Source organism: Rhizobium sp. GW821-FHT14E12 (assembly GCF_058803745.1).
Window position 1 is genome coordinate 183,142 of the sequence record NZ_JBXAPH010000005.1, and the last position, 24,621, is coordinate 207,762.

Genomic DNA, 24,621 nt, shown 5'->3' on the forward strand with positions numbered 1-24,621 from the left:
TCACAGCCGGGGTCGATTGCCGGAGATAATCGCGGTCACTTCTCCACCAGCTTCAGCTGCTTGTCGAAAACCTTCAGCACCTGGCTCAGCTCATGGCCGCGCTTCAGGATCATGCCGTTGGTGTTGACCACGCTGAAGGCGCCCTGCTTGGCGGCGAGCTTCGGGTTTTTCTCGATACGGAAGAGCGGTAGTTCGCCGGAGCGCTTGAAGACGGAAAAGACCGCCTTGTCTCCGAGATGGTCGATGGCATAGTCGCGCCATTCACCCTCGCCGACCATGCGGCCGTAGATCCACAGGATCGCATCCAGCTCCCGGCGATGGAAGGTTACGGGCAGCGGATCCCGGCTTTGCTTGTATTCTCTGAGATCAACGACGACGGAAGAATTGGTGTCGGCGGAACGGCTTTCACCGTGTCGCAAATCCGGCTGATCAGTCATCAATCCCCCAGGGGCTGGTCATGACAAGAGGATGACAGTTTGCCTCAGCCGCACCAAATTGCAAGACCGGCGGCTGCTCACGAATTTTTACGCCGGAGGAAAGCATCTCCGCGCCGCCGCATTTCAGTCAAAACGACGCCCCATTTTCCGGACCTATTGGGTGTTGTTTGGCGCCGCCGCGCCAAACGGCCCGGCCGGGGGCGCGTCGACCGAACCCCAGCCCCGAATGCGTCCTCGCCGGGCACCTCCCCTTTTTGGCGTCAGCCAAAATAGGGACGCTTTTCGCCCCAAGCCGAAATCGAGTGATTTTCAGTAACAAAGAACTTCCAGCTACTACGGGAAGGGCCAATCAGCCGTCAGACCCAATCGTCAGCACGGTCGCGCCGATGATCGCCGCCGGATCTCCCGACGACGTGGAGGATTGCAGCAGAACCGCCATACCGCGCCGGCCGTCCTTGTCCAGGACATTGGCGGGCAGGACCACACTCATTCCCTTGCCATCCCACATGCCGACGGTCTCGACATCCGAAACCGCATGCAGATAGGCGATCTGCTGACCGTTGTTTTCGCCGCCCTTCGGGGAGACGAGCTGTTCTTTGTCGAAATAGGCGACGACCACATTGGCCTTGCCCTGACCGGCACCGATCTTGATCTCCAGCTCATCGCCCTTCATCGCGGCATTCACCGAAACCGTTAGGCCTTTGCCCTGATGCTGAAAGTCATTAAGCTTGACATTGATGCCATCGAAGTCCGCGCCGCTCATATGATCGCGGCCGTTGATGATCGCCTGCGGCGTATAGACCCCGCTGCGGCCCATCGTCCGCGCATAGGCATACTGGCGTGCCGTATTGTCCTTGGACGCCATCGTGTCGTTCCAGCCGAGATAGTTCCAGTAGTCGACGTGATAGGCGAGCGCTACGACGTCGCCCTGCCGGATCAGCTTGCGAAACGCGGCATCCGCCGGCGGGCAGGACGAACAGCCCTGAGACGTGAAGAGCTCGACAACCCCCTTGATCTTGGCAAGCTCCTGCGCATGCAGCGAACTCGCGAGCGCGATGCCTGCCAGAAGTGGAACCGAAAATCGAAGGCGCATGCCGTTATACCTCTTTCTCAGACGCTGAAGGCCAAAGCCGATACAGCACCCTGAAATCGCTTGCCGCTTTCCAGGGTATCCGTAAAGCTCTCATCAAGCCTGATAAATCTGAAACAAGAGATAATAGCTAAGCGCGATGACGCAAAGTCACGATGGGGTGAGAGCAAGCCCTGAGGCTGCCACACCGAACACATCACCGTGAAAAACATGACGCCGCCGGAGAAAATCCCCCGGCGGCGTCCAAAGATGGCTTTAATGCCGATCAGGCAGCGAGATCGCGCAGAACCGTCTGCAGGATGCCGCCATTGTTGACGTAGACGACCTCATCCAGCGTATCGATACGGCAGATGATCGGGATATCGCGGACCGTGCCGTCGCCGTAGGTGACCTTGGCGATCTTGCGCTCGCGCGGCTTGATATCTTCCAGGCCCTCGATCGAGACGACTTCATCGCCCTTGAGGTCAAGGGTGGCCCAGGTGGTACCGTCCTCGAAGACGAAGGGGATGACACCCATGCCGACCAGGTTCGAGCGGTGGATACGCTCGAAGGACTGGGCGACGACGGCGCGCACGCCAAGCAGGTTGGTACCCTTGGCAGCCCAGTCGCGCGACGAGCCGTTGCCGTATTCGACACCGGCGAAGATGACGAGCGGAACGCCCTCGGCCTTGTACTGCATGGCCGCGTCATAGATCGACATCTCTTCCTTGGACGGATAGTGGATGGTGTAGCCACCTTCCTTGCCGTTCGGGCCGAGCATGTGGTTGCGGATACGGATGTTGGCAAACGTGCCGCGCATCATCACTTCATGATTGCCGCGACGCGTGCCGTACTGGTTGAAGTCGGCAACGCCGACGCCATGACCGAGCAGGTAGGAACCGGCCGGCGAAGCAGCCTTGATCGAACCGGCCGGAGAAATGTGGTCGGTGGTGATCTTGTCGCCGAAGAGGCCGAGAACGCGGGCACCCTTGATGTCGGAGATGCCGGCACCGGTCTTGCCCATGCCCACGAAGTAAGGCGGGTTCTGCACATAGGTCGAATTGTCGTCCCAGGCGTAGGTCTGGCCCGGAGGAATCTGCACGGCCTGCCAGTTGGCATCGCCCTTGAAGACGTCGGCGTACTTGGATTCGTAGAGTTCGCGGGTGACATACTTCAGGATGAATTCCTGGATTTCATGCGAGGTCGGCCAGATGTCCTTGAGGAAAACCGGCTTGCCGTCCTGGTCTTCGCCGATCGGTTCGCTGGTCAGATCCAGCTGCACCGTGCCGGCGAGTGCATAGGCGACGACGAGCGGCGGGGACGCCAGGTAGTTGGCCTGGACGTCAGGCGAGATGCGGCCTTCGAAGTTGCGGTTGCCGGAGAGAACGCCTGATACAATCAGGCCCTTGTCGTTGATCGTCTTCGAGACCGGTGCCGGCAGCGGGCCGGAATTGCCGATGCAGGTGGTGCAGCCGAAGCCGACCAGGTTGAAGCCGAGCTTGTCGAGATCGGCCTGCAGGCCGGACTTGGCGAGATATTCGCCGACGACCTGCGATCCGGGCGCGAGCGACGTCTTGACCCACGGCTTGCTCTTCAGGCCCTTGGCAACGGCGTTGCGGGCGAGAAGGCCGGCAGCGATCAGCACCGACGGGTTCGAGGTGTTTGTGCAGGAGGTGATGGCGGCGATCGCCACGTCACCATGGCCGAGATCGAAATCCGTGCCTTCGACCGCATAGCGGTTCGAAAGCTGGCCGGGCTTCTTGTATTCGGTTTCCAGCGAGCCGGCGAAACCGGAGGCGATGTTTTCCAGAGGAATGCGGCCTTCCGGGCGCTTCGGGCCGGCCATGGCCGGCACAACGTCGCTAAGCTCGAGTTCGAGCGTGTCGGTGAAGACGAGATCGGCACCGTCATTGTCGCGCCACATGCCCTGCGCCTTCGAATAGGCTTCGACCAGCGCGATACGATCCTTCGTACGGCCGGACATGTTGAGATAGTTCAACGTTTCCTTGTCGACCGGGAAGAAGCCACAGGTCGCGCCATATTCCGGACCCATGTTGCCGATGGTGGCGCGGTCGGCGAGCGGCAGCGCATCGAGGCCGGGGCCGAAGAATTCGACGAACTTGGAAACGACGCCCTTCTTGCGCAGCATCTGCACGACGGTCAGCACCAGGTCGGTCGCCGTGACGCCTTCCTTGAGCTTGCCGGTGAGCTTGAAGCCGATGACTTCCGGCAGCAGCATGGAGACCGGCTGGCCGAGCATGGCGGCTTCAGCTTCGATACCGCCGACGCCCCAGCCGAGAACGCCGAGACCGTTGATCATGGTCGTGTGCGAATCGGTGCCGACGCAGGTGTCGGGATAGGCGATCGTCTCGCCGTCCTCTTCCTTCGTCCAGACGGTCTGGCCGAGATATTCGAGGTTCACCTGGTGACAGATGCCGGTGCCCGGAGGAACGACGCGGAAGTTCTTGAACGCCTGCTGGCCCCACTTCAGGAAGCGGTAACGCTCGCCGTTGCGCTCATATTCCAGCTCGACGTTGCGGGCAAAAGCCTGCGGCGTGCCGAATTCGTCGACGATGACCGAGTGGTCGATGACGAGATCGACGGGAACGAGCGGGTTGATCTTTTCAGGATCGCCGCCGAGCGACACCATCGCGTCACGCATGGCCGCGAGATCGACCACGGCGGGAACGCCGGTGAAGTCCTGCATCAGCACGCGCGCCGGGCGATAGGCGATTTCATTCTCGACGGTGCCCTTGTTGACCAGCCATTCGGCAACGGCAAGGATGTGTTCCTTGGTGACCGTCTGCCCGTCTTCGAAGCGCAGCAGGTTTTCCAGCAGCACCTTCATCGAATAGGGAAGCTTGGCGACACCAGGCAGACCATTGGCCTCGGCCTTGGGCAGGCTGAAATAGACATAGTCTTTTCCGCCCACGTTAAGCGTGGACCGACAATTGAAACTGTCAAGAGATTTAGACACGAGATACCCCGTTTCTGATAGCCAACACAGTCGTGCGAACGCCTATGCACTTTATGCACATCAGGATGCGGGTACGGCCATTTCCGCTGTCCGCACGTAAGGCAAAACACCTTATGTTCGGCGCTAGGATGAAATTCACGCCGACCGCTGGCGTGGTTGCCGGTCTTATAGATAATTTCGTAAAGACTTGCCAGAGTGGCCGAGCGCAAAATTCGAGATTTTTTTCGCACTGCGACAACGAAAACGGGGAAAGCCTAAGCTGATGTATCTAAGCGCTGAAAACCTGGCCGCAAGGCGGGGCGAGGACCTGATTTTCGCGAACGTTTCCTTTGACTTGGGCGGTGGCGAGGCATTGATCCTCACGGGCCGAAACGGCTCGGGGAAATCAACACTTTTGCGTGTCGTCGCCGGCCTGCTGCGACCGGAAAAGGGCCGGGTGATTCTCACGGATTCCCAAGGAGAATCGGACCGTCAGCCAGGGGAAGCCAGCCACTATCTCGGACACCGCAATGCGATGAAATCCGAACTTACGGTTGCGGAGAACCTGACATTCTGGAAAGAGTTTCTTGGCGACATCAAGGGCGGCGCCGGTCTTGCGATCGAGGACGCAGCCGAAGCCGTCGGTCTTGCCAACATCACCCACCTCCCCTTCGGCTACCTCTCCGCCGGCCAGCAACGCCGGATTGCCTTCGCCAAACTGCTGGTCGCCTATCGCCCGATCTGGATCCTCGACGAACCCACGGCGGCATTGGATACGGCGGCGGACCGGCTGCTTTCGGAGCTGATCGCCTCGCATCAGACTGCGGGAGGGATCGTGCTCGCGGCAACGCATCAGCCGCTGAGACTGGAGAATGCGCGGGAGATGCGGATGACGGGGTTTGCCGGAGTGAGTGAGGGGGTTTGGGGATGACCATACGTCCCACATGGCCCCTCATCCGTCCTTTCACGGTTTCGCAAAGCGTAACCGCTCAAGTCCACCTTCTCCCCGTTTCACGGGGCGAAGGGGCTTGGTTGGCTCCATCGTCCCCTCTCCCCGCCTGCGGGGAGAGGGCTAGGGTGAGGGGCAAAACCGCGATCTCCGTCGATAATGAAATCAAGGAGTTCGCCGCATGACCGCCCTCTTCCTCCGCGATCTCAAACTCTCGGTCCGCGCCGGCGGCGGCGCCCTCATCGGCATTCTCTTCTTCCTGACCGTCGTCGCCGTCATTCCCTTCGGCGTCGGCCCCGACCTCAAGCTGCTGTCGCGCATCGGCCCGGCCATCGTCTGGATCGGCGCGCTGCTCTCCGCCCTGCTCGGCCTCGACCGCCTGTTCCAGGCCGAACGTGATGACGGGTCGCTCGATCTGCTGGTGATGCAGGAAACGCCGCTGGTGCTGACGGTACTGACCAAATGCGCCGCGCATTGGGTGGCGACCGGCCTGCCGCTGGTGATCGCCTCGCCGCTGCTCGGGCTCTTCATGAACATGAACGAGATGGCGATCGGCGCGACGGCCCTGACTCTCCTCGTCGGCACGCCGGCGATCACCTTCATCGGCGCGGTCGGTGCCGCCGTTGCCGTCGCCCTGCCGCGCGGCGGCTTGCTGGTGTCGATCCTTGTGCTGCCGCTCGCCATTCCCGTGTTGATCTTCGGCGTCAGCGCCACCTATGCCGCCGTCGAAGGTCCGCAGCCCTTCCTGCCGCCTTTCCTCATCCTGATGGCGCTCACCCTGTTCTTCGCCGTGCTCGGTCCGGCGGCGGCGGCACTCGCCTTGCGCAACACGACGGATTGATCGATCTCAGGCAATACGGTCGATTGCCGTCAAAAGCATATCGGGTTAAACAAACCGCATGAGCGATATCAGCCCTGCGATCAGCCGATTTTCCGACCTCGCCAACCCGACCCGGTTCCTGGCGCTGTCGGCGCGTCTGATCCCTTGGCTGGCGGCGATCACGGCCATACTCTTCGCAATCGGCCTCTGCCTCTCCTTCTCGACTGAAGGCGACTACCAGCAGGGCGATACGGTCCGCATCATGTATATCCATGTGCCGGCCGCCTGGCTGTCGATGATGTGCTACACGATCATGAGCCTATCGGCGATCGGTACGCTGGTCTGGCGCCATCCGCTCGCCGATGTCTCGGCCAAGGCCGCAGCCCCCCTCGGCGCCGCCTTCACGCTGATTGCGCTGGTTACCGGCTCGCTCTGGGGCAAGCCGATGTGGGGCACCTATTGGGTCTGGGATGCCCGGCTGACCTCGGTCTTCATTCTCTTTTTGATGTATCTCGGCCTGATCGCGCTCAACCGCGCCATGGATGACCCGTCGAAGGCTGCGCGCGTCACCGCCGTGCTGATCCTCGTCGGCTTCATCAATATTCCGATCATCAAGTTCTCGGTGGACTGGTGGAACACGCTGCATCAGTCGGAAAGCCTCATGCGCATGGATGGCCCGGCCATCGATGCGGAATTCCTGTGGCCGCTCTTCACCATGGCGCTTGCCTTCACGCTGCTGTTCTTCACCCTGCACCTGATGGCGATCCGCAACGAGATCTGGCGCCGCCGCATCGCCGCACAGCGCCGTCTCGCCGCGCGCATGGCCGCCCGCGAGGATTAGCATGACCCATCCCTTCTACGTCTTCGGCTCCTATGGCTTCGCCGCCGCCATGATCATCGCCGTCATCGCCTGGACATGGATCGACGGCCGTCTGCGTCGCAAGGAAATGGCCATGCTCGAAGCCTCCGGCATCCGCCGCCGGTCGCAGAGCGCGCCAAAGGACAAGGCGCAATGAGCATCGAAATCGAAAAAAGCAGCGAGCCGAAATCGGGCGGCACCGCACGCTATCTGATGGCACTCATTCCGCTGATCGTCTTTGCCTGCATTGCGCTTGCCGTCGGCAAGGTGATGTATGATCAGGAAGTCCACGGCACCGATATCTCAGCCATCCCCTCCGCCCTGATCGGCACGAAAGCGCCGGCACTGGCGATGGCGCCGCTTGACGGCTCCAACCTGCCGCCACTGACCGACGCCGCCATCAAGGGCAAGCTGACGCTCGTCAACGTCTTCGCCTCCTGGTGCATCCCCTGCCGCGAGGAACATCCGGTCCTGAAGCAGCTCGCCCAGGACGGCCACCTCAACATCGTCGCCATCAACTACAAGGACACCAGCGAAAACGCCCTGCGTTTCCTCGGCGAGCTCGGCAATCCCTATAGCGCCATCGGCATCGATCCAAATGGCTCCGCCGCGATCGACTGGGGCGTCTACGGCATCCCCGAATCCTACCTCGTCGCCCCCGACGGCACGATCCTCTACAAACAGGTCGGCCCCTTCACCGCCACCAGTCTCAAGGAAGGGCTGTATCCAGCCATGGAAAAGGCGCTGGGGAAGCCGGGGGCCTGAATTCCTTCTCCCCGCGGGGAGAAGGTGCCCGACAGGGCGGATGAGGGGGCTGAGGAGCAAAGCGACGAAGGCCTTAAGCGGCAAGCGAAAGGCAATTTTCCCAGTAACGCCCCCTCACCCGGCGCTACGCGCCACCCATGCCTGGGTTGAGCCACGGGTCTCAACCCGTCCTTCGGACCCCCGCAGGGGCGAGGGTAAAGACTTAAAGCCCACCCTGCCAGGTCTTGATCGCCTCGATCGGCCAGACCAGCATGATGACGTTCAGGGTGAGATTGTCGCGGATGAGCCAGCCGGTCAGCAGCTCGAAGAAGATGGCGATCACGATGGTCAGCGCCACCGGTGCCCGCCAGGCAAACAGGAAGCCGACGACCATGAAAACCGCGTCCATCGCCGAATTCAAAATGCTGTCGCCGACATAGTCGAGCGAGATCGTCGCCGCACGGTAGCGGTTGATGATGATGGGCGAGTTCTCCAGCAGCTCCCAGCCGGATTCGATCAGCATGGCGACGAACAGGCGCATGGAGAGCGGCTTGCGGCGCATGATCAGATGCGTCAGCCCGAAGAACAGGAAGCCGTGGATGATATGCGACGGCGTGTACCAGTCGGCGATATGCTGCGAATTGCCGCTGGAATTGACCACGGGTTCGAAGAGCTTGACATAGCCGCAGGTGCAGATCGGGGTCCGCCCCATCATATATTCAGCGACGATCTGCACGAGCAGGACCAGGGCGCAGGCGATGAGCCAGAAGCTCTGCCGCTGGTAACGGTTTTCAGCGTCGGGGAGCGTGACCATCATTCGGTTTCCGCCGGCGGCTCGATCGTGTGCTTCATGATCAGCGGCATCTGCGACAGCGTGAAGAGGATGGTGATCGGCATCGTGCCCCAGACCTTGAAGTTCACCCAGAGATTGTCCGCCGCCTTGACGTCGGGCAGGTAAAGCCAGTTCGACCCGCGCCAGACGACTTCGTTAAGCACAGCGAGAACCAGGAAGAAAATACCCCAGCGGAAGGTGAGTTTACGCCAGCCTTCCGCGTCGAGCTGAAAGGCGGCGTTGAAGACGTAGCCGAGCAGCGACTTGCCGAAGACGAGCCCGCCGAGCAGCACCACGCCAAACAGGGCGTTGACGATGGTCGGCTTCATCTTGATGAAGATTTCGCTCTGCAGATAGATGCCGAGCGCCCCGAAGATGAGGACAACGATGCCCGAAACGAAGGGCATTAGCGGCAGATGGCCGAGCATGATTTTCGAGACGATAAGAGACAGCGCCGTCGCCACCATGAACAGCCCCGTGGCAACGAAGAGCGGCCCGCCGAGGGCGGACAGCGCCGGGAACTGCTGCACCAGCCATTCGCCGCGCAGATTGGCGAAGAAGAACACCAACAATGGTCCAAGTTCCAGCACCAGCTTCAACAACGGATGATGCTTGTCGGCAGCACTTGGGGCGAGGTCACGGTCACTGGTCGTCATTGCGGCGCTTTCACTATCGTCGAGTTTGGTCTTGTCGTTCATTGGCCGTTTCCGGGGTTGATCCCGGCAATAGCCTGGGCGAATTCTTCGGCCTCGAAGGGCTCGAGATCGTCTACACCTTCGCCGACGCCGATGAAATAGACGGGCAGCTTATGCTTGGCCGAGATGGCCACCAGAATGCCGCCGCGCGCAGTGCCGTCAAGCTTGGTCATGATCAAGCCGTTGACGCCGGCGACATTGCGGAAGATTTCCACCTGGTTCAGCGCATTCTGGCCGGTGGTCGCATCCAGCGTCTGCAACACGGTATGCGGCGCATCCGGATCGAGCTTGCCGAGCACGCGGACGATCTTTTCCAGCTCCGCCATCAGCTCCACCTTGTTCTGCAACCGGCCGGCGGTGTCGATGATCAGCACGTCGCTCTTGTTGGCCTTGGCCTGCTGAAAGGCATCGAAGGCAAGGCCGGCGGCGTCCGCCCCGAGCTTGGTACCGATGAACTCCGACTTGGTGCGGTCGGCCCAGATCTTCAGCTGCTCGATGGCGGCGGCACGGAACGTATCGCCGGCGGCAACCATGACCTTCAGACCCGCGCCCGACAATTTCGCCGCCAGCTTGCCGATCGTCGTCGTCTTGCCGGTGCCATTGACGCCAACGATGAGGATGACATGCGGCTTGTGGCTGAGATCGAGCTGCAACGGCTTGGCGACCGGCTTCAGCACTTTGGCGATTTCCTGCGCCATGATCCGGCTGACGTCCTCGCCGGTCACGTCCTTGCCGTAGCGCTCCGAGGCCAGCGTGTCGGTCACCCGCATTGCCGTTTCGACACCGAGATCCGCCTGGATCAACAGATCCTCCAGATCCTGCAGCGTCTGGTCGTCGAGCTTGCGCTTGGTGAACAGTGCGGCGATCTGGCCGGTGAGCTGCGAGGAGGTGCGCGCAAGGCCGGCGCGCAGGCGCTGGAACCAGGAGAGCTTCTGCTTGGGGGCTTCGAGTTCCGGCTCGGGGATGCTGGAGGCGGTGGCGAAGCCTTTGGGGAGGATGGGGGCGGCGGAGGTGTCTTTCGAGGTTAGGTCCGTGTCTGTCGAGGCTTCGTCACCCCCCTCTGTCCTGTCGGACATCTCCCCCACAAGGGGGGAGATCGGTTCTGGGGCAGCATCCTCTGCCACAATGTCGGTTACCGTGTCGGCAAATTGCTCTGCCTCAACTGTTTCGCTCTCGTCGGATTGCTCTTGTACCTCAGGCTCGGGCGAAACTACGGCCTCTACAGGCTGTTCAACCCGCTGCTCTTGCTCAATCGGCGCGGCATCCTCCAACTGATCTCCCCCCTCGTGGGGGAAATGTCCCGAAGGGACAGAGGGGGGCTCCACAGGTTCGGCAACCTCGGACGCCGCTGGCAAATCCACAACAGGCTCTTCCGGCGCGGGAACAGCAACCTCAACCGAAGAAACTTCTTCCGGCGCTTTCTCTTCCACCGGCTTTTCGCGGCCGAAGGTGAAGACTTTTTTGATGAAACTGAGCGCCATGAAAATTCCGTGGGGTCAGGCCGCGTCGGCGGCCGCAAGTTGCATGTCGAGGTGCTTGCCATTGTGGCTGGTGATCGCCACCTGCACAAGGTCGCGCGGCCGAAGGCCAGGTGCCGCGACAAGCGTGAAGTTTTCCGTATGCGCCAAGCCGTTGTTTTCGACAAGCAACCATTGCTGCGTGCCGACCATAGTATCGAGATGGGCCTGATGCAGCCTTTGTCCAGCCGCGCGTAGACGAGCGGCGCGCTCCTTGATCAGCGCGCGGTCGAGCTGCGGCATGCGGGCCGCCGGCGTGCCGGGGCGCGGGCTATAGGGAAAGACGTGCAGATGCGCGATGCCGGCCTCTTCCGCCAGGCTGACGGCGTTTTCGAACATTTCGTCGGTTTCGGTCGGAAAACCGGCAATCATATCGGCGCCAAAGCTCATTTCCGGCCGCAGACGCCGCACGTCCTCGATGAACCGGATGGCATCAGCGCGCGAATGCCGCCGCTTCATCCGCTTCAGAATCATATCGTCGCCATGCTGTAGCGACAGATGCAGATGCGGCATGAAACGCGGCTCGTCGGCGATCAAGTCCATCAGATGCGCGTCCGCCTCGATGCTGTCGATCGAGGATAGCCGCAGGCGGCGGATCTCGGGGATCTGTTTCAGCAGCGTCTTCGCCAGAAGGCCGAGCGTCGGCTCGCCGGGCAGATCACCGCCATAGCTGGTGGCATCGACACCGGTCAGCACAATCTCGCGATAACCGCTTTCGACCAGGTTGCGCGCCTGGCTCACCACCGCGCCCATCGGCACGGAGCGAGAATTGCCGCGGCCATAGGGGATGATGCAGAAGGTACAGCGATGGTCGCAGCCATTCTGTACCTGAATGAAGGCGCGCACATGCCCGTCGATATGCTTGACCATCTGCGGCGCGGTGTGGCGCACGCTCATGATATCGTTGACCCGCAGCTTCTCTTCCGCCGAAACGCCGAAATCCGGCAGCGAACGATAAGACGCGCTGATCAGCTTCTCTTCATTGCCGAGCACGGCATCGACTTCGGCCATCTCGGCAAAGGTCTGCTTCTCCGTCTGCGCGGCGCAGCCGGTGACGATGATACGGGCATGCGGATTGTCGCGCCGCGCGCGGCGGATCGCCTGACGCGCCTGGCGCACGGCCTCGCCGGTGACGGCACAGGTGTTAACCAGGATGGCGTTGTTAAGCCCGGCTTTCTCTGCCTCGGCCCTCATCACTTCGGATTCATAGGTGTTGAGACGACAGCCGAAGGTAATGACCTCGACCCCGCTCACCGCGCCTGAGCCCCCTGCTCCAGATCGCGCGAAAAGCTGCCCGTCACGGGATCGACCGTGCCAGACCATTCCCATTCCGCCGGACCGGTCATGACGACATGGTCGTCGCTCTCTCGCCATTCGATGGTGAGTTGGCCCGATGCGGGAGCTGAGGCAACGTCGATCGTCACCTTGCGGCCGGTGCGGCCCGTGCGGGCGGCGCTGACGGCGGCAGAACAGGCGGCAGAACCGCAGGCAAGCGTCAGGCCGGCGCCGCGCTCCCAGGTGCGGGTGCGCAGCGAGGCCGGCGAAAGCACCTGCGCCAGCGTGATATTGGCGCGCTCGGGAAACATCGGATGGTTTTCCAGCAGCGGTCCGAAGCGGGCGAGATCGAAGGACATCGGGTCCTTGTCGACCCAGAAGATCGCATGCGGATTGCCCATCGACATCACCGAAGGCGAATGCAGGACAGGATTGTCGATCGGCCCGATCTGCAACTCGATACGACGGGTATCGGCGAATTCCTCGGCAAGCGGGATCTTGTCCCACGCAAACACCGGCTTACCCATGTCGACCGAGATCGTGCCGTCCTCATGCTCGACGGCATTCAGAATGCCGGCGACGGTCTGGAAAGTGAACACCTTCCTGCCGGTTTCGGCAGCAAGCGCCTGCACGACACAGCGCGTGCCGTTGCCGCAGGCCTGCGCCTTGGTACCGTCGGAATTGAGGATATCGATCCAGGCGTCGGTGCCCTCAGCCTTCGGATCATGGATCGCCATGATCTGATCGAACTCGGTCGCCGGATCGGCATTGAGCGCGATCGCGGCAGCCGCCGTCACCACATCTTTCCGGCCGCGCATGTCGACAACCAGGATCTTGTTGCCAAGCCCGTTCATCCGCGCGAATTCGACCGTGTTGCTCATGCTGGTATGCCCGTCAGTGTTTTCGAGCTGTATATGGCGGAAATGTGGGGGAATTACCAGTAGGGTCAATAAGGCTCATAGCCGAGAGCATCGGATCACGCAAAGGCTGAACGTCAATTGTCCCGACGTAGCTCTGTCGCAAAAAGGCCGTAACGAGTGCCGTGGCCGGCAACAATAATATGGGTGCCGGTCGTAAGGCCTTTCCTGAACTCGTCAGAAACACCGCACACCCTGTCGAATCCGACCATAAGATCCTGAAGTTCCAGTGGTGAATAACAATGCTTTTCATAGTGTTTGTCGGCGCGACCCACGGTGTAGGGAAGCTCCTCGTGATGTCCTGCGACCAAGGCCAGGATCATTGGCCCAGCCATAACCCCCACCATGTAGCCCCAAAAATAACCAAGAACTGGGGAAAACAAGATAAGCAACGCCGGCTTCCACCCGTCTTCCAATGTTCCGTTTTGCAGTTTTCGTATGGCGCCAAACAGCACAAGCGAAAACAAAAGCAGCGCCGTACCCCCGCCCACTGCGACACCCAATCGCCCGGTCGATGCTATCCATTCGGTCGACGGAAGGAAGCGATATCCTGCGACCCCGGTGCAGATCAAAAAAAGAACCACAACTAGTAGGCAAAAAAGGAGCCAGCCGAGAGCGGTAAGCCTTGCCGCCCTTACTAGGAGGTGCTTGTTTTTCCAGTCCATTGATCCGCCCATTGAACAACCGCAGGTACAACTGATGTTGCGATTCATATCGTATACTATCGGTTGCTGTTTCAAGATGCTCGCAGCAGCTGAGATCGATTATTATGCCGTGTGGCGCGGCTGGTTGGAGTCGTTGTCAAGTGCAGCCGCCGCTTCCGGCCCAAAAGGCGCCGCTAGCTTATTGCTTCACACGTCCACTCCGTCAAACCAGGAGAATTGAACCCGTGTAGACCACTTGTCACGCAAATCCGCCATTCACACCCATGGGCTGAACACAACGCAGCGAAAATCGTATCGAGACATTCTCCTGGTATTTCCCACGGCACGACGATGACCTGCCCGGTACCCTAACGAACCTTCAACCCCAACTCGGCAAGCAGCTGTCCAGCCTGGTCGCGTGAGATGGTCGCGCCCTTGAATTGCTTGGCGTTCAACAAGCGGATGCCCCCAAGGTCCGCGCCGCGCAGATCGGCGCCTTCAAACCGGCAATCAACCAAATTTGCATCACGCAAACTACAGTTCTGAAACACCGCGTCGCGGAAATCGCACTTCCGCAGGTCTGCCATCTGAAAATCGAGCCCGTCCAGACGCGACTTTCTAAACGAGAGGCCGGGCAATCTAGCGTCTGCCAGCAACGTCTCGTTGAAGGACAGGTTGAGTGTTTTCGCCTCCGAAAGATTGGCGCCCGTCAGTTTGCACCGCTGGAATTGCGAACCGGTGAGCGTCGCCCCCCTGAAGTTGCTGTTGTTGAAGTCGCATCCCTCGAACGCGCTCTCGGAAAGGTCGCAGCCTGTGAAATCCGCAAATCCACCCTTACAGCCCGACCACAGGGTAGAACCTAGTTTTGCACCTGTGAAATCGGCTTTCTTGACATTGCACCCCTCCAAGACCCAGCCATCCAGCGACAACCGCGAAAGATCGACTTCCTCGAGAATGCAGCCCACGAGTCTGTGCGCCGATCCGCTTTTCGATAGATTTTCGAGATCCCGGCGACCGAGCTGGCTGTTCTCGACAATATTGGTCGATGGAATCTGTGATGTCTGCGGTGAACCTAGAGGCGCCATTTCAATGTTCCTTCTCTATCGACGAGGGAACGGGGCACGGAACCACATACCTCGCCGGCCATTTCTGAACCAACTGGTACCGTGGAGGCTCAAGGAGCTTGAGCTGCGTGACGCAGTGACCGGATTACCAACCGGCCCAATTTTCGGTAGCTTTAGGTAGCCTAGACATAGTTCCTGTTCAATAAAAATTCGATCCAATGTCGGATCGCAGACATTACATTCGTCCTAGGGTCGTTCATTCCATCAACCAGAAGGATCATGACCATGCCGAATACCATACGCCTGCATCGCGTCCTGGCGACCAGCCCGGAGAAGGTCTATCGCGCATTCATCGAGGCGGATGCGCTCGCCAAGTGGCTTCCGCCGAACGGCTTTGCCTGCACCGTGCATCACATGGAGCCGACAGTCGGCGGTACGTTCAAAATGTCCTTCCGCAACTTCACCACGGGCAAAAGCCATGCTTTCGGCGGTGAATTTCGCGAGCTCGTTCCCGGCGAGCGGGTGCGCTACACGGACAAATTCGACGACCCCAACCTGCCGGGCGAAATGGAAGTGACCGTGACGTTGAAAAAGGTCCTGGTCGGGACCGAGGTGAACATCACTCAGGCGGGGATACCGGATGTCATCCCGCCCGAGGCCTGCTATCTCGGCTGGCAGGAGTCGCTGCGCAACCTCGCAAAGCTAGTCGAGCCCGATATCAACGAATAATGCATGAGGAGCAAGCAAGGGCTCTTGCAATCGGATCGCGTCGGTGATCGTCGCGATCCGATTTGTCCGTGCGTTGTCCCTCAGACAACCGGGACGTCGTACACTTCCCCAGCCCTCAACGGCCGAAACCGATCCGGCTCCACGCCTTGCTCACGAAGCGCCACATCCAGTGCCCGCACCGGCGCATCCATCGCTTCGTCCGTCAGCTGGAAGGTCGCGAAATGATGGCCGGCGACATAAGCCGCGTTGCAGAGCGTCATACCGCGAACCGCCTCGGCCGGGTTCTGGTGCTGGCCGCGCATAAACCAGCGCGGCTCATAGGCGCCGAAGGGCAGGATGGCGAGGCGGAAGCCGCCGTGTTTTTGCCGAACCGCCTCATAATTGATGCCGCCATGAAAGCCGGTATCGCCGACATGGTAGATCTTGCCGGCCGGCGTGGTGATGACGAAGGCGGCCCAGAGCGCCATGCGGCGGTCGCCGGCACCGCGCGCCGACCAGTGATGGCAGGGTTCGGCATCGATGGCCACCTTGGCGTTGATGGCGAGATGATCGCCCCAGTCCATCGTGGAAATCTTCGCGCCGGGAATGCCGCGTTTGATGATCGTGTCGTTGCCGAGCGGCGTGACGATATCAGGCGCATGCGCCTCGTGCAGCCGCTTCAGCGTTGCGAGATCGAGATGATCGTAGTGATTGTGCGAGACCAGCACGAGATCGATCGGCGGCAGGTCTTCGAAACGGATGCCGGGCGGAACGACCCGTTTCGGCCCGATGAAGGTGAAAGGGCTAGCCCGCTTCGACCAGACCGGATCTGTCAAGATATTCAGCCCCTCCACCTGGATCAGCATCGAGGCATGGCCAACCATGGTCACCCGCAATGCCTCGCCGAAAACATGCCTGTCGGGCTTTGCCGGCGGAAAGACGCTGACCACCGGATTGGGCCAACGCGCCCGTCCGCCGCCAAGCTTCCATTTCAGGACGTCGAGAAGGCTCCCCGGCTCGACGCCTCCGGGATTGAAAAATCGCAGGCCGTCGAAATGGTCGGAAACAGGGCCTTGATAATAGGGATTCTGCTTTTTGCCGGAGCCGGACGTTTCAGTCATTGCATGCCAGCCCCTTGTCCCGCCGGCACACCGGTCTTTGCCAACCATTCGCCGCTCTCCACTGCGGTCAGTTCGCTCTCGATCACGACATTCGCCGGCATCGCGAAGAGCTGCGGCGTAAAGAAGCTCGTATCCCAGAGCGGGGCGCCGGCAGCAGCAGGCGAGAGAAGGATGATCTGCGTGCCGTCGATGCTCGGAATGCTGTCGACGGAGGCCTCGCCGGCAATGGCAGCCTGACTTGCCGGAGCACCATAATGCCACCAGGCCTCGTCGGTCCCGTCCTCCACCAGCGTCACGCACCGCGCCATATCGACGATGAACCTGTTCGGCTCGCGTCCGCCCGGCAGGGTTTCGCCGAGGGCCGCCTGGATCAGCGTGAAGAGATGGCAGCAATTGGCGATATTCTCATAGCGTAGCCGGAAACCCCGGCCACTCGGCTGGTGCAGGACGATCAGTTCATCGCTGCGACAAAGGAACATCTGGCGCACCCAGGCCGCACCCGGCGTATGATCCTGTAAATCCTGAAGCTGCTGCATGAGACCCGCATTTTCTGCAGCAAGCTTACGCTCCCCAGGCATCATGGCGAGATGCGAGACGACCGATTGGCCGACAAGCTGAAAGGCCTCCAGCAATTGCTGCTGCCGGGGGCTGAGCGGCTTGCGGCTCGAAAAACCGCGATGGATCTGCGGCAGCCAGGCAAGATAAAGCTCCCACACCGCCGGACCGCTGCGCTCTGGCGAGCCGACCGTCTCGGCAATGGTGCCCAGCATATTCGCAAGGATCGCAGCACCGGGAGGCGGCAGGCTGCGCAGTTCGCGCGCCGCCCGCGACACGATCTTCGGCTGTGCCTTGGCCCCCGCATAAAAGGCCTGCGCCGCCTCGTTGAAACATGCGTCGACACGACCGCCGCCATAGACGCGACAGGCGGTCAGGAGATTGGTCAGGGCTGCATCGTTCATTCGCGTCTGTCTCGGGGAATCACATCGTCACGGCGGGTGGGCACAACAATAGCGGACTGTGCCATCAACGAAATCCCATTCACAGCCCCAGCCGATCACACTGGCCCCGCTGTGGCATTTTTGCCCTTTGGCTTGACTTTGCCGGCCGTTTCCTGTTTATCCGCGCTCATCTGCGACGAGCACAAGCCTCCGAGCCACCGACCGGGACCCTACAAGGTATAAAGAGATCCCGGAGGTCAACACCCGACAGCGCGTTGCGCCCTCGGGTGCTTTTTGGCTTTGCGTCTTGTTTTCGTCATGGAAAAGCACGACGTTTTCGGGCGGTGACCCGCGCATATCCCTTTCGAGGCGAAGCCGAGAAAGATAAGGCATAGGCGCAAATCAAAAGCCCCGAGCGATCGATAAGGAAGAAACGATGTTTGAAAACCTCCAGGACCGTCTTGGTTCCATTCTAAATGGACTGACAGGCCGCGGTGCGCTCTCGGAAGCCGATGTTTCCGCAGCGCTGCGCGAGGTTCGCCGCGCGCTGTTGGAAGCCGACGTGGCGCTGGATGTCGTACGCTCCTTTACCGACCGCGTCCGCGAAAAGGCCGTTGGCGCCGAGATCCTGAAGTCGATCAAGCCCGGCCAGATGGTCGTCAAGATCGTCCATGACGAGCTGATCGAAATGCTCGGCGGCGAAGGTGTCGGCATCGACCTCAACGCGCCGGCCCCGGTCGTCGTCATGATGGTCGGTCTGCAGGGCTCGGGCAAGACCACCACTTCGGCCAAGATCGCCCACCGCCTGACCAGCCGCGACCGCAAGAAGGTCCTGATGGCCTCGCTCGACACGCGCCGCCCGGCAGCGCAAGAGCAGTTGCGCCAGCTCGGCGTCCAGGCGGGCATCGACACGCTGCCTGTAATCGCCGGCCAGTCGCCGACCGATATCGCTGCCCGCGCCGTGCAGGCCGCCAAGCTCGGCGGCCATGACGTCGTCATCCTCGACACCGCCGGCCGCACGCATATCGACGAGCCGCTCATGGTCGAGATGGCGGATATCAAGAAGAAGTCCAATCCGCACGAAATCCTGCTGGTCGCCGATAGCTTGACCGGTCAGGACGCCGTCAACCTCGCCCGCAATTTCGACGATCGCGTCGGCATTACCGGCCTCGTGCTGACCCGCATGGACGGCGACGGACGTGGCGGTGCCGCCCTTTCGATGCGCGCCGTCACCGGCAAGCCGATCAAGCTGATCGGCGTCGGCGAAAAGATGGGCGAGCTGGAAGAATTCCATCCCCGCCGCATCGCCGACCGCATCCTCGGCATGGGCGATATCGTTTCGCTGGTCGAAAAGGCCGCCGAGAACATCGACGCCGAAAAGGCGGCCGCCATGGCCGCCAAGATGGCCAAGGGCAAGTTCGACCTGAACGATCTGGCCGACCAGCTCGGCCAGATGCAGAAAATGGGCGGCATGGGCGGCATCATGGGGATGATGCCCGGCATGTCCGGCATGAAGGACAAGATGGCCGCCGCCGGCCTCGACGATCGCCTGTTCAAGCGCCAGATCGCCATCATCTCCTCGATGACCAAGGCAGAGCGCGCCAATCCGGATCTTTTGAAACACTCCCGCAAGAAGCGCATCGCTAGCGGCTCCGGCACCGACGCCTCCGACATCAACAAGCTTCTGAAGATGCACCGCCAGATGGCGGACATGATGAAGATGATGGGCGGCAAGGGCAAAGGCGGCATGATGAAGCAGATGATGGGCGGCCTTGCCGGCAAGATGGGTCTTGGCGGCGGCATGGGCGGCATGCCCGACCTGTCGAGCATGGATCCCAAGCAGCTCGAAGCCCTGCAGAAGCAGGCCGAAGCCGCCGGTCTCGGCCGTCCCGGCGGCATGCCGGGCCTCGGCGGCGGTGGATTGCCGGGTCTGGGCGGCGCCAAGCTGCCCGGCCTCGGTGGTGGTTTCCCGGGATTGCCCGGTTTGCCGAAGAAGAAGTGAGAAGGATCGTTGACCCCCATGATTGATCCAGACGTCAAGGCCCAATTGGGCAACTACCGCCAGTCGATCGATAATATCGATGCCGCACTGGTGCACATGCTGGCCGAACGCTTCCGCTGCACCAAAGAGGTCGGCGTGCTGAAAGCCAAATACAATCTGCCGCCGGCCGACCCGGCGCGCGAGGAATTCCAGATCGAACGCCTGCGCCTTCTGGCAAGGGACGCCAATCTGGACCCGGATTTCGCGGAGAAGTTCCTGAACTTCGTCATCAAGGAAGTCATCCGGCATCACGAACAGATCGCTGCCGACCTGAGCAGCGCGAAGTAACCATACCGCCCCAGAAAAGCGGTCACAAAAAGCCTAAGGAGTAAGAAACATGGCACTGAAAATTCGTCTCGCCCGCGGTGGTTCCAAGAAGCGCCCGTACTACCACGTTGTTATCGCCGACGCCCGTTCGCCGCGCGATGGCCGCTTCCTCGAGAAGGTCGGTTCCTGGAACCCGATGCTCGCCAAGGACGACGCCAAGCGCGTTGAACTCGACGCCGACCGCATCAAGCATTGGCTCGACAACGGCGCTCAGCCGACCGACCGCGTTCTGCGCTTCCTCGACGAAGCCGGCGTTGCCAAGCGCGAAGTCAAGAGCAACCCGGAAAAGGCAAAGCCGGGCAAGCGCGCCCAGGAACGCGCCGCTGAAAAGGCACAGAAGGCTGCTGACGCCGCCGCTGCTACTGCTGAATAATCAGCCGTAACGACGATCTGAAACGGGTGGCATGGCGACATGCCGCCCGTTTTTTGTTTCCTATTCGTGCGCTTCATCTTATGAGAGAACGCAATCGATCCTCCGGCAGTCGGCAACGAGACCATGACGAAACTTGAAAACCCGGTATTGATGGCAACCATCGGCGCTGCGCAGGGCCTGCGGGGCGAAGTGCGCGCCCGTGCCTTTACCTCCGACCCGACCGCGCTCGGCGATTATGGCCACCTGCACAGCATGGACGGCCGCATCTTCGAAGTGCTGGAAGTCCGTGAAGCCAAGAACGTGGTGATCGTGCGCTTTCGCGGCGTCAACGACCGCGATGCCGCCGAGGCGCTGAACGGGCTGGAACTCTATATCGAACGCGACAACCTGCCCGACGACGAGCTGGAGGAGGACGAGTTCTTCTATACCGACCTCGAGGGCCTGGAAGCGGTCGATGACAAGGGTACCGGCTACGGCACAGTCAGTGGCGTCTATGATTTCGGCGCCGGCGATCTGCTGGAGCTGAAAGGGCCGGGCAAGCGCCCGGTGCTGATCCCCTTCTCCGAGGCCGCCGTACTAGAAATCGACCTCGAAGGCGGCAAGATCCTGATTGATCCGATGGCCGCCGGCCTGATCGACACCCCCGACGATCTCACCGGCAAGCCGCCGAAGCCGCCCGGCAAGACGAAGAAGTGATCTGCTCATGAGTTTTCGGGCGACCATCCTGACGCTCTATCCCGAGATGTTTCCCGGCCATCTCGGCGCGTCGCTCGCCGGCAAGGCGATGGAGCGAGGGCAGTGGGCGCTGGACACCGTGCAGATCCGCGATTTCGCCACCGACAAGCACCGCACCGTCGATGATACTCCCGCCGGCGGCGGCGCCGGCATGGTGCTGAAGCCCGATGTGCTCGCCCGCGCCATCGACCATGCCTCCGAAAACGACAATCGCCCGCGCCTGCTGATGAGCCCGCGCGGCAAACCCTTGACGCAGAAGCGCGTGCGCGAACTCGCCGCCGGCGACGGCGTCATCATCGTCTGCGGCCGCTTCGAAGGCGTCGACCAGCGGGTGATTGACGGACGTGATCTCGAAGAGGTCTCGATCGGCGACTACATCCTCTCCGGCGGCGAGCCGGCGGCGCTGATCCTGCTCGACGCCATCGTCCGCATCCTGCCCGGCGTCATGGGCAACGATCTCTCAGGCCTGCACGAAAGCTTCGAGGGCGGCCTGCTGGAGCATCCGCACTATACCCGCCCCCAGGTCTGGGAAGACCGCGAAATCCCCGCCGTCCTGACCTCAGGCAACCACGGCGCCATCGCCAAATGGCAAAAGCAGGAAGCCGAAAAGCTGACGAAAGAACGCCGGCCGGATCTACTGGAGAAGCAACCGAAGACTTAGCAGCGATAGGCTGGGCTGCGGGTGCGATGGCATTCGATGCTGCTGTGCTAGGCGGCGGCATGAGGCCGCTTTGCGCCAGAAGCGGTCACCAGCTTGTTAGGTGAAACAACCTGTCCGGAAACATGGGGCAAGCCCACTCATGCCGTGTGATGGGAATGTTATGATCTCATCTGCGTCAACATGGCTGATGTTGTATGCAGCAGTTTTGAGCTAGTGCTCCCTCACGATAGATAGTGTCAAGTAATAGCCTGGAAATATCCGAAATGTGGGATTGGTTCCCTATAGTCTTCTTTCCGCTCAAGCTTCTCGTGTTAGGTACGGGCATGTTCTTCGCCATCAAGTGGCATCGCGATCAAGAGAAGAAGAAATAACGAAACCAGCGAACCTTAAGCGCCCGCCGATTAGAGAAGCGCCGCCCATTTAGTCCGCAATGGGCCAACAGCTGTCATCAAAACCCAAGGACATCGCCAATGGGATGGGAAGCACTCGGGCAATGGGGTGAAGACGCCGCTCGCATCGAACCACTTACTGGTGGGATTGCCAACGACGTATGGAGCGTTCGCGTCAACGGGCAGATCGCGGTCGGTCGCCTCGGCTCCAGGACCGACGCTGATCTCGCATGGGAAACCGAGCTGCTCCAACACCTCGACCGTAAAGGTATGACCGTTCCAGCGCCGATCCCGACAGCTGACGGGCGGCTGTTCGTGGACGGTCTGGTGGTGATGAGGTACATGGAGGGCGGACCGCCCGAGACGACAACCGACTGGCGTCGCGTGGCCGATACGCTCCGCGAGCTGCATCGGTTGACACAGGGCTGGCCACAGCGCCCCGGCTGGCGATCGTCGACCGACCTCCTCCATGCCGAGACCGGAACGAAGATCAACCTTGCCGCGATGCCGCCCGAGGGCGTCATTCGATGTCGAGCAGCGTGGGCGCGGCTAATCGGGCTTCAGACATGCGTTGTCCACGGAAACCCCAATAACCCTCGCAACGTCCGCATGACCGCAGATCGGGTCGCATTGATCGACTGGGATGAGTCACATGTCGACGTCCCCGACCTTGACCTCGTGCTGCCTGGCAACGCTGCCGATCTCGACGATGACGCGCATGACATTGCCGCGCAAGCGTCAGCCGCGTGGGAAGCCGCCGTTTGCTGGCAGGACGAGTACGCAGTCAAGCGGCTTGCCGAAGTTCGAGCGGTCTAAGCGGTTTTGGCGGATAGACGGGCCATTCCATGCCGGAACCTCCGGTGACCACATTGCGTCAATCGCGATCGTTCTCAATCGCGGAGCTGACAGCATGCCTAGACGGATTATGCGGGTGGCAATTCGAAGCCGTTCGGCAATGAAATCCAGATGACAGTTTGCGCCTCTGGGGAATGCCGTGACAGATGGCCCTTGCCGTGCGTGTCCTCCACCAACACGAAGCTACCTGCCGGAACGTGACGCACCTCTCCGTCGCTCGTCTCGTAGTCAACCGAACCATCCAGCCTGACCGTCAGCACCGGCTCCGGGACTTTATGCCAGGCAACCTCGCGCATCCCGGCCGGGATGTGGGTGAGGCGGACGCGGGACGCCGGATAACTGGCCGTAACATCGAACGGCACAGCATCGGGATGCACCGACGTCTTCGTCGTCGGCAATTCGACTTCGTCGAAATGCGACTCGCCATCGGGGGTGGCATAGATGCGCAAACACTTCATTGCAGCTAGCTCCTATTGGTTCGCCATACTGAAACGAGGCATGCCTACCATGAAGGAAGCGTGGTAACATCACGGGCCTTGTGCAAAAATTCCCCAAGGGCCAAAAGGCGACTGAGCATTGACACAACCCGCAGCCGATAAGGTCCGCTTTAAATTTGTCACGCAATGTCCAAAGGATGATGGCTGCGGCGTTTTCGTCTTGCAGATGCTGACGGGCAAACCCTACGACCAAATTGCCAGAATGATCAATTGGGGCGTTCAGACCAATCATTACACAACGTGGAACGAACTGCGCGGCGTCCTAACCGAGTTGGGCTGGCATACTGGCGGGTTACGAGAGGTAAAGAACTGGGCCGATGTTCGGGGAGTAGCGGTAGTCCATGTCGAAGGAGACCACTTCATCCTCTACGATGCCGATAACGGCATCTTCTATGATCCTAGTCAATCAGATGGCCCCGATCTGCACACTCGCCTCGTTCCAATGAGCTACCTTCCAGTGCAATCGCCAGATAGTGCTGCATAAATCAGGAAATGTGTAACACTCGCGGCTGCCTTCAAACCGCTTGAAGCGTGCAAAAGCTAACTCCAGTCAGTGGCAGCTTCGGCCCAAAAGGCGACGACAGCGTTCGCCTGCTTTGCGCAGATTGCAGCCGTTCAGCACATCAAAAAGCTCGGGCTTTCAAGTTAGTTGGCACCGGTGCGCCCTATTCATCTAACGAAAGAGCCATCCCATGCTTGATCGTTTTGAGCGCGATCAGGCTTTTGTACTTGCGCACAAGCTCTCGCTGATCTGTCATCATCCGCTCGATGAAGGCGTTATATTCATCGATATCCCGCACCGTTACCGACAAAACGAAGTCAGTGTCGCCGGTGACGTACCAACAGGATTGAACTTCCAGCGCCTGGACGAGCCAACGCTGGAAAGCTTCGAGATTGTGGCGATACTCGTTTTGTATTTCGATCTCGACCAAAATTCTGAGGCTCCGACCGACGGCGGCAGGGCTGACGACAGCGACGATCCGGTCGATCACGCCCTCGCGTTTAAGCTTGCTGACACGCCGCTCAACCGCGGAGGGTGACAGATTGACGGCTTGCGCGATGGCTTTCGCGGGCTGGTCGGCGTTGTCCTGCAGGATCGACAATATTTCGCGATCTTTCTCGTCCACGCGCATTCCCTCCGAATATATGACATTTCATGCAGAAGAACAGCGCAATTACCGCATATATCGATGATTTT

The 24,621-nt window shown here is 60.7% G+C and carries 27 protein-coding genes; 13 read left to right on the forward strand and 14 right to left on the reverse strand.

Annotation, left to right across the window (positions count from 1 at the left end; all coding sequences use genetic code 11):
• Positions 1-35: 35 nt before the first annotated feature.
• The 3 genes from AC1RO0_RS20230 to acnA form a co-directional block, all read right to left on the reverse strand.
• Complete coding sequence (locus AC1RO0_RS20230; protein ID WP_498594586.1) at positions 36-437, reverse strand: DUF2794 domain-containing protein; 402 nt, start codon at positions 435-437, stop codon at positions 36-38.
• Between the two features lie 349 nt (positions 438-786).
• Positions 787-1,530 carry a DUF1223 domain-containing protein gene (locus AC1RO0_RS20235; RefSeq protein WP_498594587.1) on the reverse strand — a complete coding sequence of 248 codons (744 nt, stop codon included), beginning with the start codon at positions 1,528-1,530 and terminating at the stop codon, positions 787-789.
• 262 nt (positions 1,531-1,792) lie between these two features.
• Positions 1,793-4,483, reverse strand: a complete 2,691-nt coding sequence (gene acnA, locus AC1RO0_RS20240) for an aconitate hydratase AcnA (RefSeq protein WP_498594588.1) — start codon at positions 4,481-4,483, stop codon at positions 1,793-1,795.
• Between the two features lie 262 nt (positions 4,484-4,745).
• On the opposite strand from acnA, the gene ccmA reads away from it, so the two are divergent.
• The 5 genes from ccmA to AC1RO0_RS20265 all read left to right on the forward strand — a co-directional run bounded on the left by ccmA (position 4,746) and on the right by AC1RO0_RS20265 (position 7,855).
• Positions 4,746-5,393 carry a heme ABC exporter ATP-binding protein CcmA gene (ccmA, locus tag AC1RO0_RS20245; protein ID WP_498594589.1) on the forward strand — a complete coding sequence of 216 codons (648 nt, stop codon included), beginning with the start codon at positions 4,746-4,748 and terminating at the stop codon, positions 5,391-5,393.
• Between the two features lie 199 nt (positions 5,394-5,592).
• Positions 5,593-6,252: a heme exporter protein CcmB gene (ccmB, locus tag AC1RO0_RS20250; protein ID WP_498594590.1), complete on the forward strand. Its 660-nt coding sequence runs from the start codon at positions 5,593-5,595 to the stop codon at positions 6,250-6,252.
• Between the two features lie 58 nt (positions 6,253-6,310).
• On the forward strand, positions 6,311-7,072 hold the full coding sequence (locus AC1RO0_RS20255) for a heme ABC transporter permease (RefSeq protein ID WP_498594591.1): 762 nt from the start codon (positions 6,311-6,313) through the stop codon (positions 7,070-7,072).
• 1 nt (position 7,073) lies between these two features.
• Entirely contained in the window at positions 7,074-7,247 is a 174-nt protein-coding gene (gene ccmD / locus AC1RO0_RS20260; protein ID WP_498594592.1) for a heme exporter protein CcmD, read from the forward strand.
• Entirely contained in the window at positions 7,244-7,855 is a 612-nt protein-coding gene (locus tag AC1RO0_RS20265) for a DsbE family thiol:disulfide interchange protein (protein WP_498594593.1), read from the forward strand. Before ccmD ends, AC1RO0_RS20265 begins: the two co-directional genes overlap by 4 nt.
• Positions 7,856-8,057: 202 nt before the next feature.
• Here the strand turns inward: AC1RO0_RS20265 and AC1RO0_RS20270 are convergent, their stop codons facing one another.
• The 7 genes from AC1RO0_RS20270 to AC1RO0_RS20300 form a co-directional block, all read right to left on the reverse strand.
• Entirely contained in the window at positions 8,058-8,651 is a 594-nt protein-coding gene (locus AC1RO0_RS20270; protein ID WP_498594594.1) for a DUF2585 domain-containing protein, read from the reverse strand.
• The gene (locus tag AC1RO0_RS20275; protein WP_498594595.1) at positions 8,648-9,364 is read right to left on the reverse strand and encodes a septation protein A; all 717 of its coding nucleotides are present in this window, start codon (positions 9,362-9,364) and stop codon (positions 8,648-8,650) included. The genes AC1RO0_RS20270 and AC1RO0_RS20275 overlap by 4 nt, the downstream gene beginning before the upstream one ends.
• Positions 9,361-10,842 carry a signal recognition particle-docking protein FtsY gene (gene ftsY, locus AC1RO0_RS20280; RefSeq protein ID WP_498594596.1) on the reverse strand — a complete coding sequence of 494 codons (1,482 nt, stop codon included), beginning with the start codon at positions 10,840-10,842 and terminating at the stop codon, positions 9,361-9,363. The genes AC1RO0_RS20275 and ftsY overlap by 4 nt, the downstream gene beginning before the upstream one ends.
• 15 nt (positions 10,843-10,857) lie before the next feature.
• On the reverse strand, positions 10,858-12,132 hold the full coding sequence (gene mtaB / locus AC1RO0_RS20285) for a tRNA (N(6)-L-threonylcarbamoyladenosine(37)-C(2))-methylthiotransferase MtaB (protein ID WP_498594597.1): 1,275 nt from the start codon (positions 12,130-12,132) through the stop codon (positions 10,858-10,860).
• Positions 12,129-13,034 carry a diaminopimelate epimerase gene (dapF, locus tag AC1RO0_RS20290; protein WP_498594598.1) on the reverse strand — a complete coding sequence of 302 codons (906 nt, stop codon included), beginning with the start codon at positions 13,032-13,034 and terminating at the stop codon, positions 12,129-12,131. Before dapF ends, mtaB begins: the two co-directional genes overlap by 4 nt.
• A gap of 113 nt (positions 13,035-13,147) precedes the next feature.
• Positions 13,148-13,735, reverse strand: coding sequence for a hypothetical protein (locus tag AC1RO0_RS20295; protein ID WP_498594599.1), 588 nt, complete (start codon positions 13,733-13,735; stop codon positions 13,148-13,150).
• 347 nt (positions 13,736-14,082) lie between these two features.
• The gene (locus AC1RO0_RS20300; RefSeq protein ID WP_498594600.1) at positions 14,083-14,799 is read right to left on the reverse strand and encodes a pentapeptide repeat-containing protein; all 717 of its coding nucleotides are present in this window, start codon (positions 14,797-14,799) and stop codon (positions 14,083-14,085) included.
• A gap of 264 nt (positions 14,800-15,063) precedes the next feature.
• Between AC1RO0_RS20300 and AC1RO0_RS20305 the strand changes: the two genes are divergently transcribed.
• On the forward strand, positions 15,064-15,507 hold the full coding sequence (locus AC1RO0_RS20305) for an SRPBCC family protein (protein WP_498594601.1): 444 nt from the start codon (positions 15,064-15,066) through the stop codon (positions 15,505-15,507).
• Between the two features lie 80 nt (positions 15,508-15,587).
• Here the strand turns inward: AC1RO0_RS20305 and AC1RO0_RS20310 are convergent, their stop codons facing one another.
• Both AC1RO0_RS20310 and AC1RO0_RS20315 read right to left on the reverse strand, forming a co-directional pair.
• Positions 15,588-16,607: an MBL fold metallo-hydrolase gene (locus AC1RO0_RS20310; RefSeq protein ID WP_498594602.1), complete on the reverse strand. Its 1,020-nt coding sequence runs from the start codon at positions 16,605-16,607 to the stop codon at positions 15,588-15,590.
• A complete protein-coding gene (locus AC1RO0_RS20315; protein WP_498594603.1) occupies positions 16,604-17,566 on the reverse strand; it encodes a hypothetical protein in 963 nt (320 codons plus the stop codon). The genes AC1RO0_RS20310 and AC1RO0_RS20315 overlap by 4 nt, the downstream gene beginning before the upstream one ends.
• Positions 17,567-17,981: 415 nt before the next feature.
• Between AC1RO0_RS20315 and ffh the strand changes: the two genes are divergently transcribed.
• The 6 genes from ffh (at position 17,982) to AC1RO0_RS20345 (ending at position 22,887) form a co-directional block, all read left to right on the forward strand.
• Positions 17,982-19,547: a signal recognition particle protein gene (gene ffh / locus AC1RO0_RS20320; protein WP_007693777.1), complete on the forward strand. Its 1,566-nt coding sequence runs from the start codon at positions 17,982-17,984 to the stop codon at positions 19,545-19,547.
• Positions 19,548-19,565: 18 nt separating this feature from the next.
• The gene (locus tag AC1RO0_RS20325; RefSeq protein ID WP_498594604.1) at positions 19,566-19,874 is read left to right on the forward strand and encodes a chorismate mutase; all 309 of its coding nucleotides are present in this window, start codon (positions 19,566-19,568) and stop codon (positions 19,872-19,874) included.
• A gap of 49 nt (positions 19,875-19,923) precedes the next feature.
• Complete coding sequence (rpsP, locus tag AC1RO0_RS20330) at positions 19,924-20,286, forward strand: 30S ribosomal protein S16 (RefSeq protein ID WP_007693780.1); 363 nt, start codon at positions 19,924-19,926, stop codon at positions 20,284-20,286.
• A gap of 123 nt (positions 20,287-20,409) precedes the next feature.
• Positions 20,410-20,982 carry a ribosome maturation factor RimM gene (gene rimM / locus AC1RO0_RS20335; protein WP_498594605.1) on the forward strand — a complete coding sequence of 191 codons (573 nt, stop codon included), beginning with the start codon at positions 20,410-20,412 and terminating at the stop codon, positions 20,980-20,982.
• Between the two features lie 7 nt (positions 20,983-20,989).
• Entirely contained in the window at positions 20,990-21,682 is a 693-nt protein-coding gene (gene trmD, locus AC1RO0_RS20340; protein WP_498594606.1) for a tRNA (guanosine(37)-N1)-methyltransferase TrmD, read from the forward strand.
• Positions 21,683-22,152: 470 nt separating this feature from the next.
• Positions 22,153-22,887, forward strand: a complete 735-nt coding sequence (locus AC1RO0_RS20345) for a phosphotransferase (protein ID WP_498594607.1) — start codon at positions 22,153-22,155, stop codon at positions 22,885-22,887.
• 107 nt (positions 22,888-22,994) lie between these two features.
• Here the strand turns inward: AC1RO0_RS20345 and AC1RO0_RS20350 are convergent, their stop codons facing one another.
• Positions 22,995-23,384 carry a cupin domain-containing protein gene (locus AC1RO0_RS20350; protein ID WP_498594608.1) on the reverse strand — a complete coding sequence of 130 codons (390 nt, stop codon included), beginning with the start codon at positions 23,382-23,384 and terminating at the stop codon, positions 22,995-22,997.
• A 118-nt stretch (positions 23,385-23,502) separates the two neighbouring features.
• On the opposite strand from AC1RO0_RS20350, the gene AC1RO0_RS20355 reads away from it, so the two are divergent.
• Entirely contained in the window at positions 23,503-23,907 is a 405-nt protein-coding gene (locus AC1RO0_RS20355; RefSeq protein ID WP_498594609.1) for a hypothetical protein, read from the forward strand.
• A gap of 181 nt (positions 23,908-24,088) precedes the next feature.
• On the opposite strand, the gene AC1RO0_RS20360 is transcribed toward AC1RO0_RS20355, so the two are convergent.
• A complete protein-coding gene (locus AC1RO0_RS20360; protein ID WP_498594610.1) occupies positions 24,089-24,556 on the reverse strand; it encodes an Lrp/AsnC family transcriptional regulator in 468 nt (155 codons plus the stop codon).
• Positions 24,557-24,621: the final 65 nt, after the last annotated feature.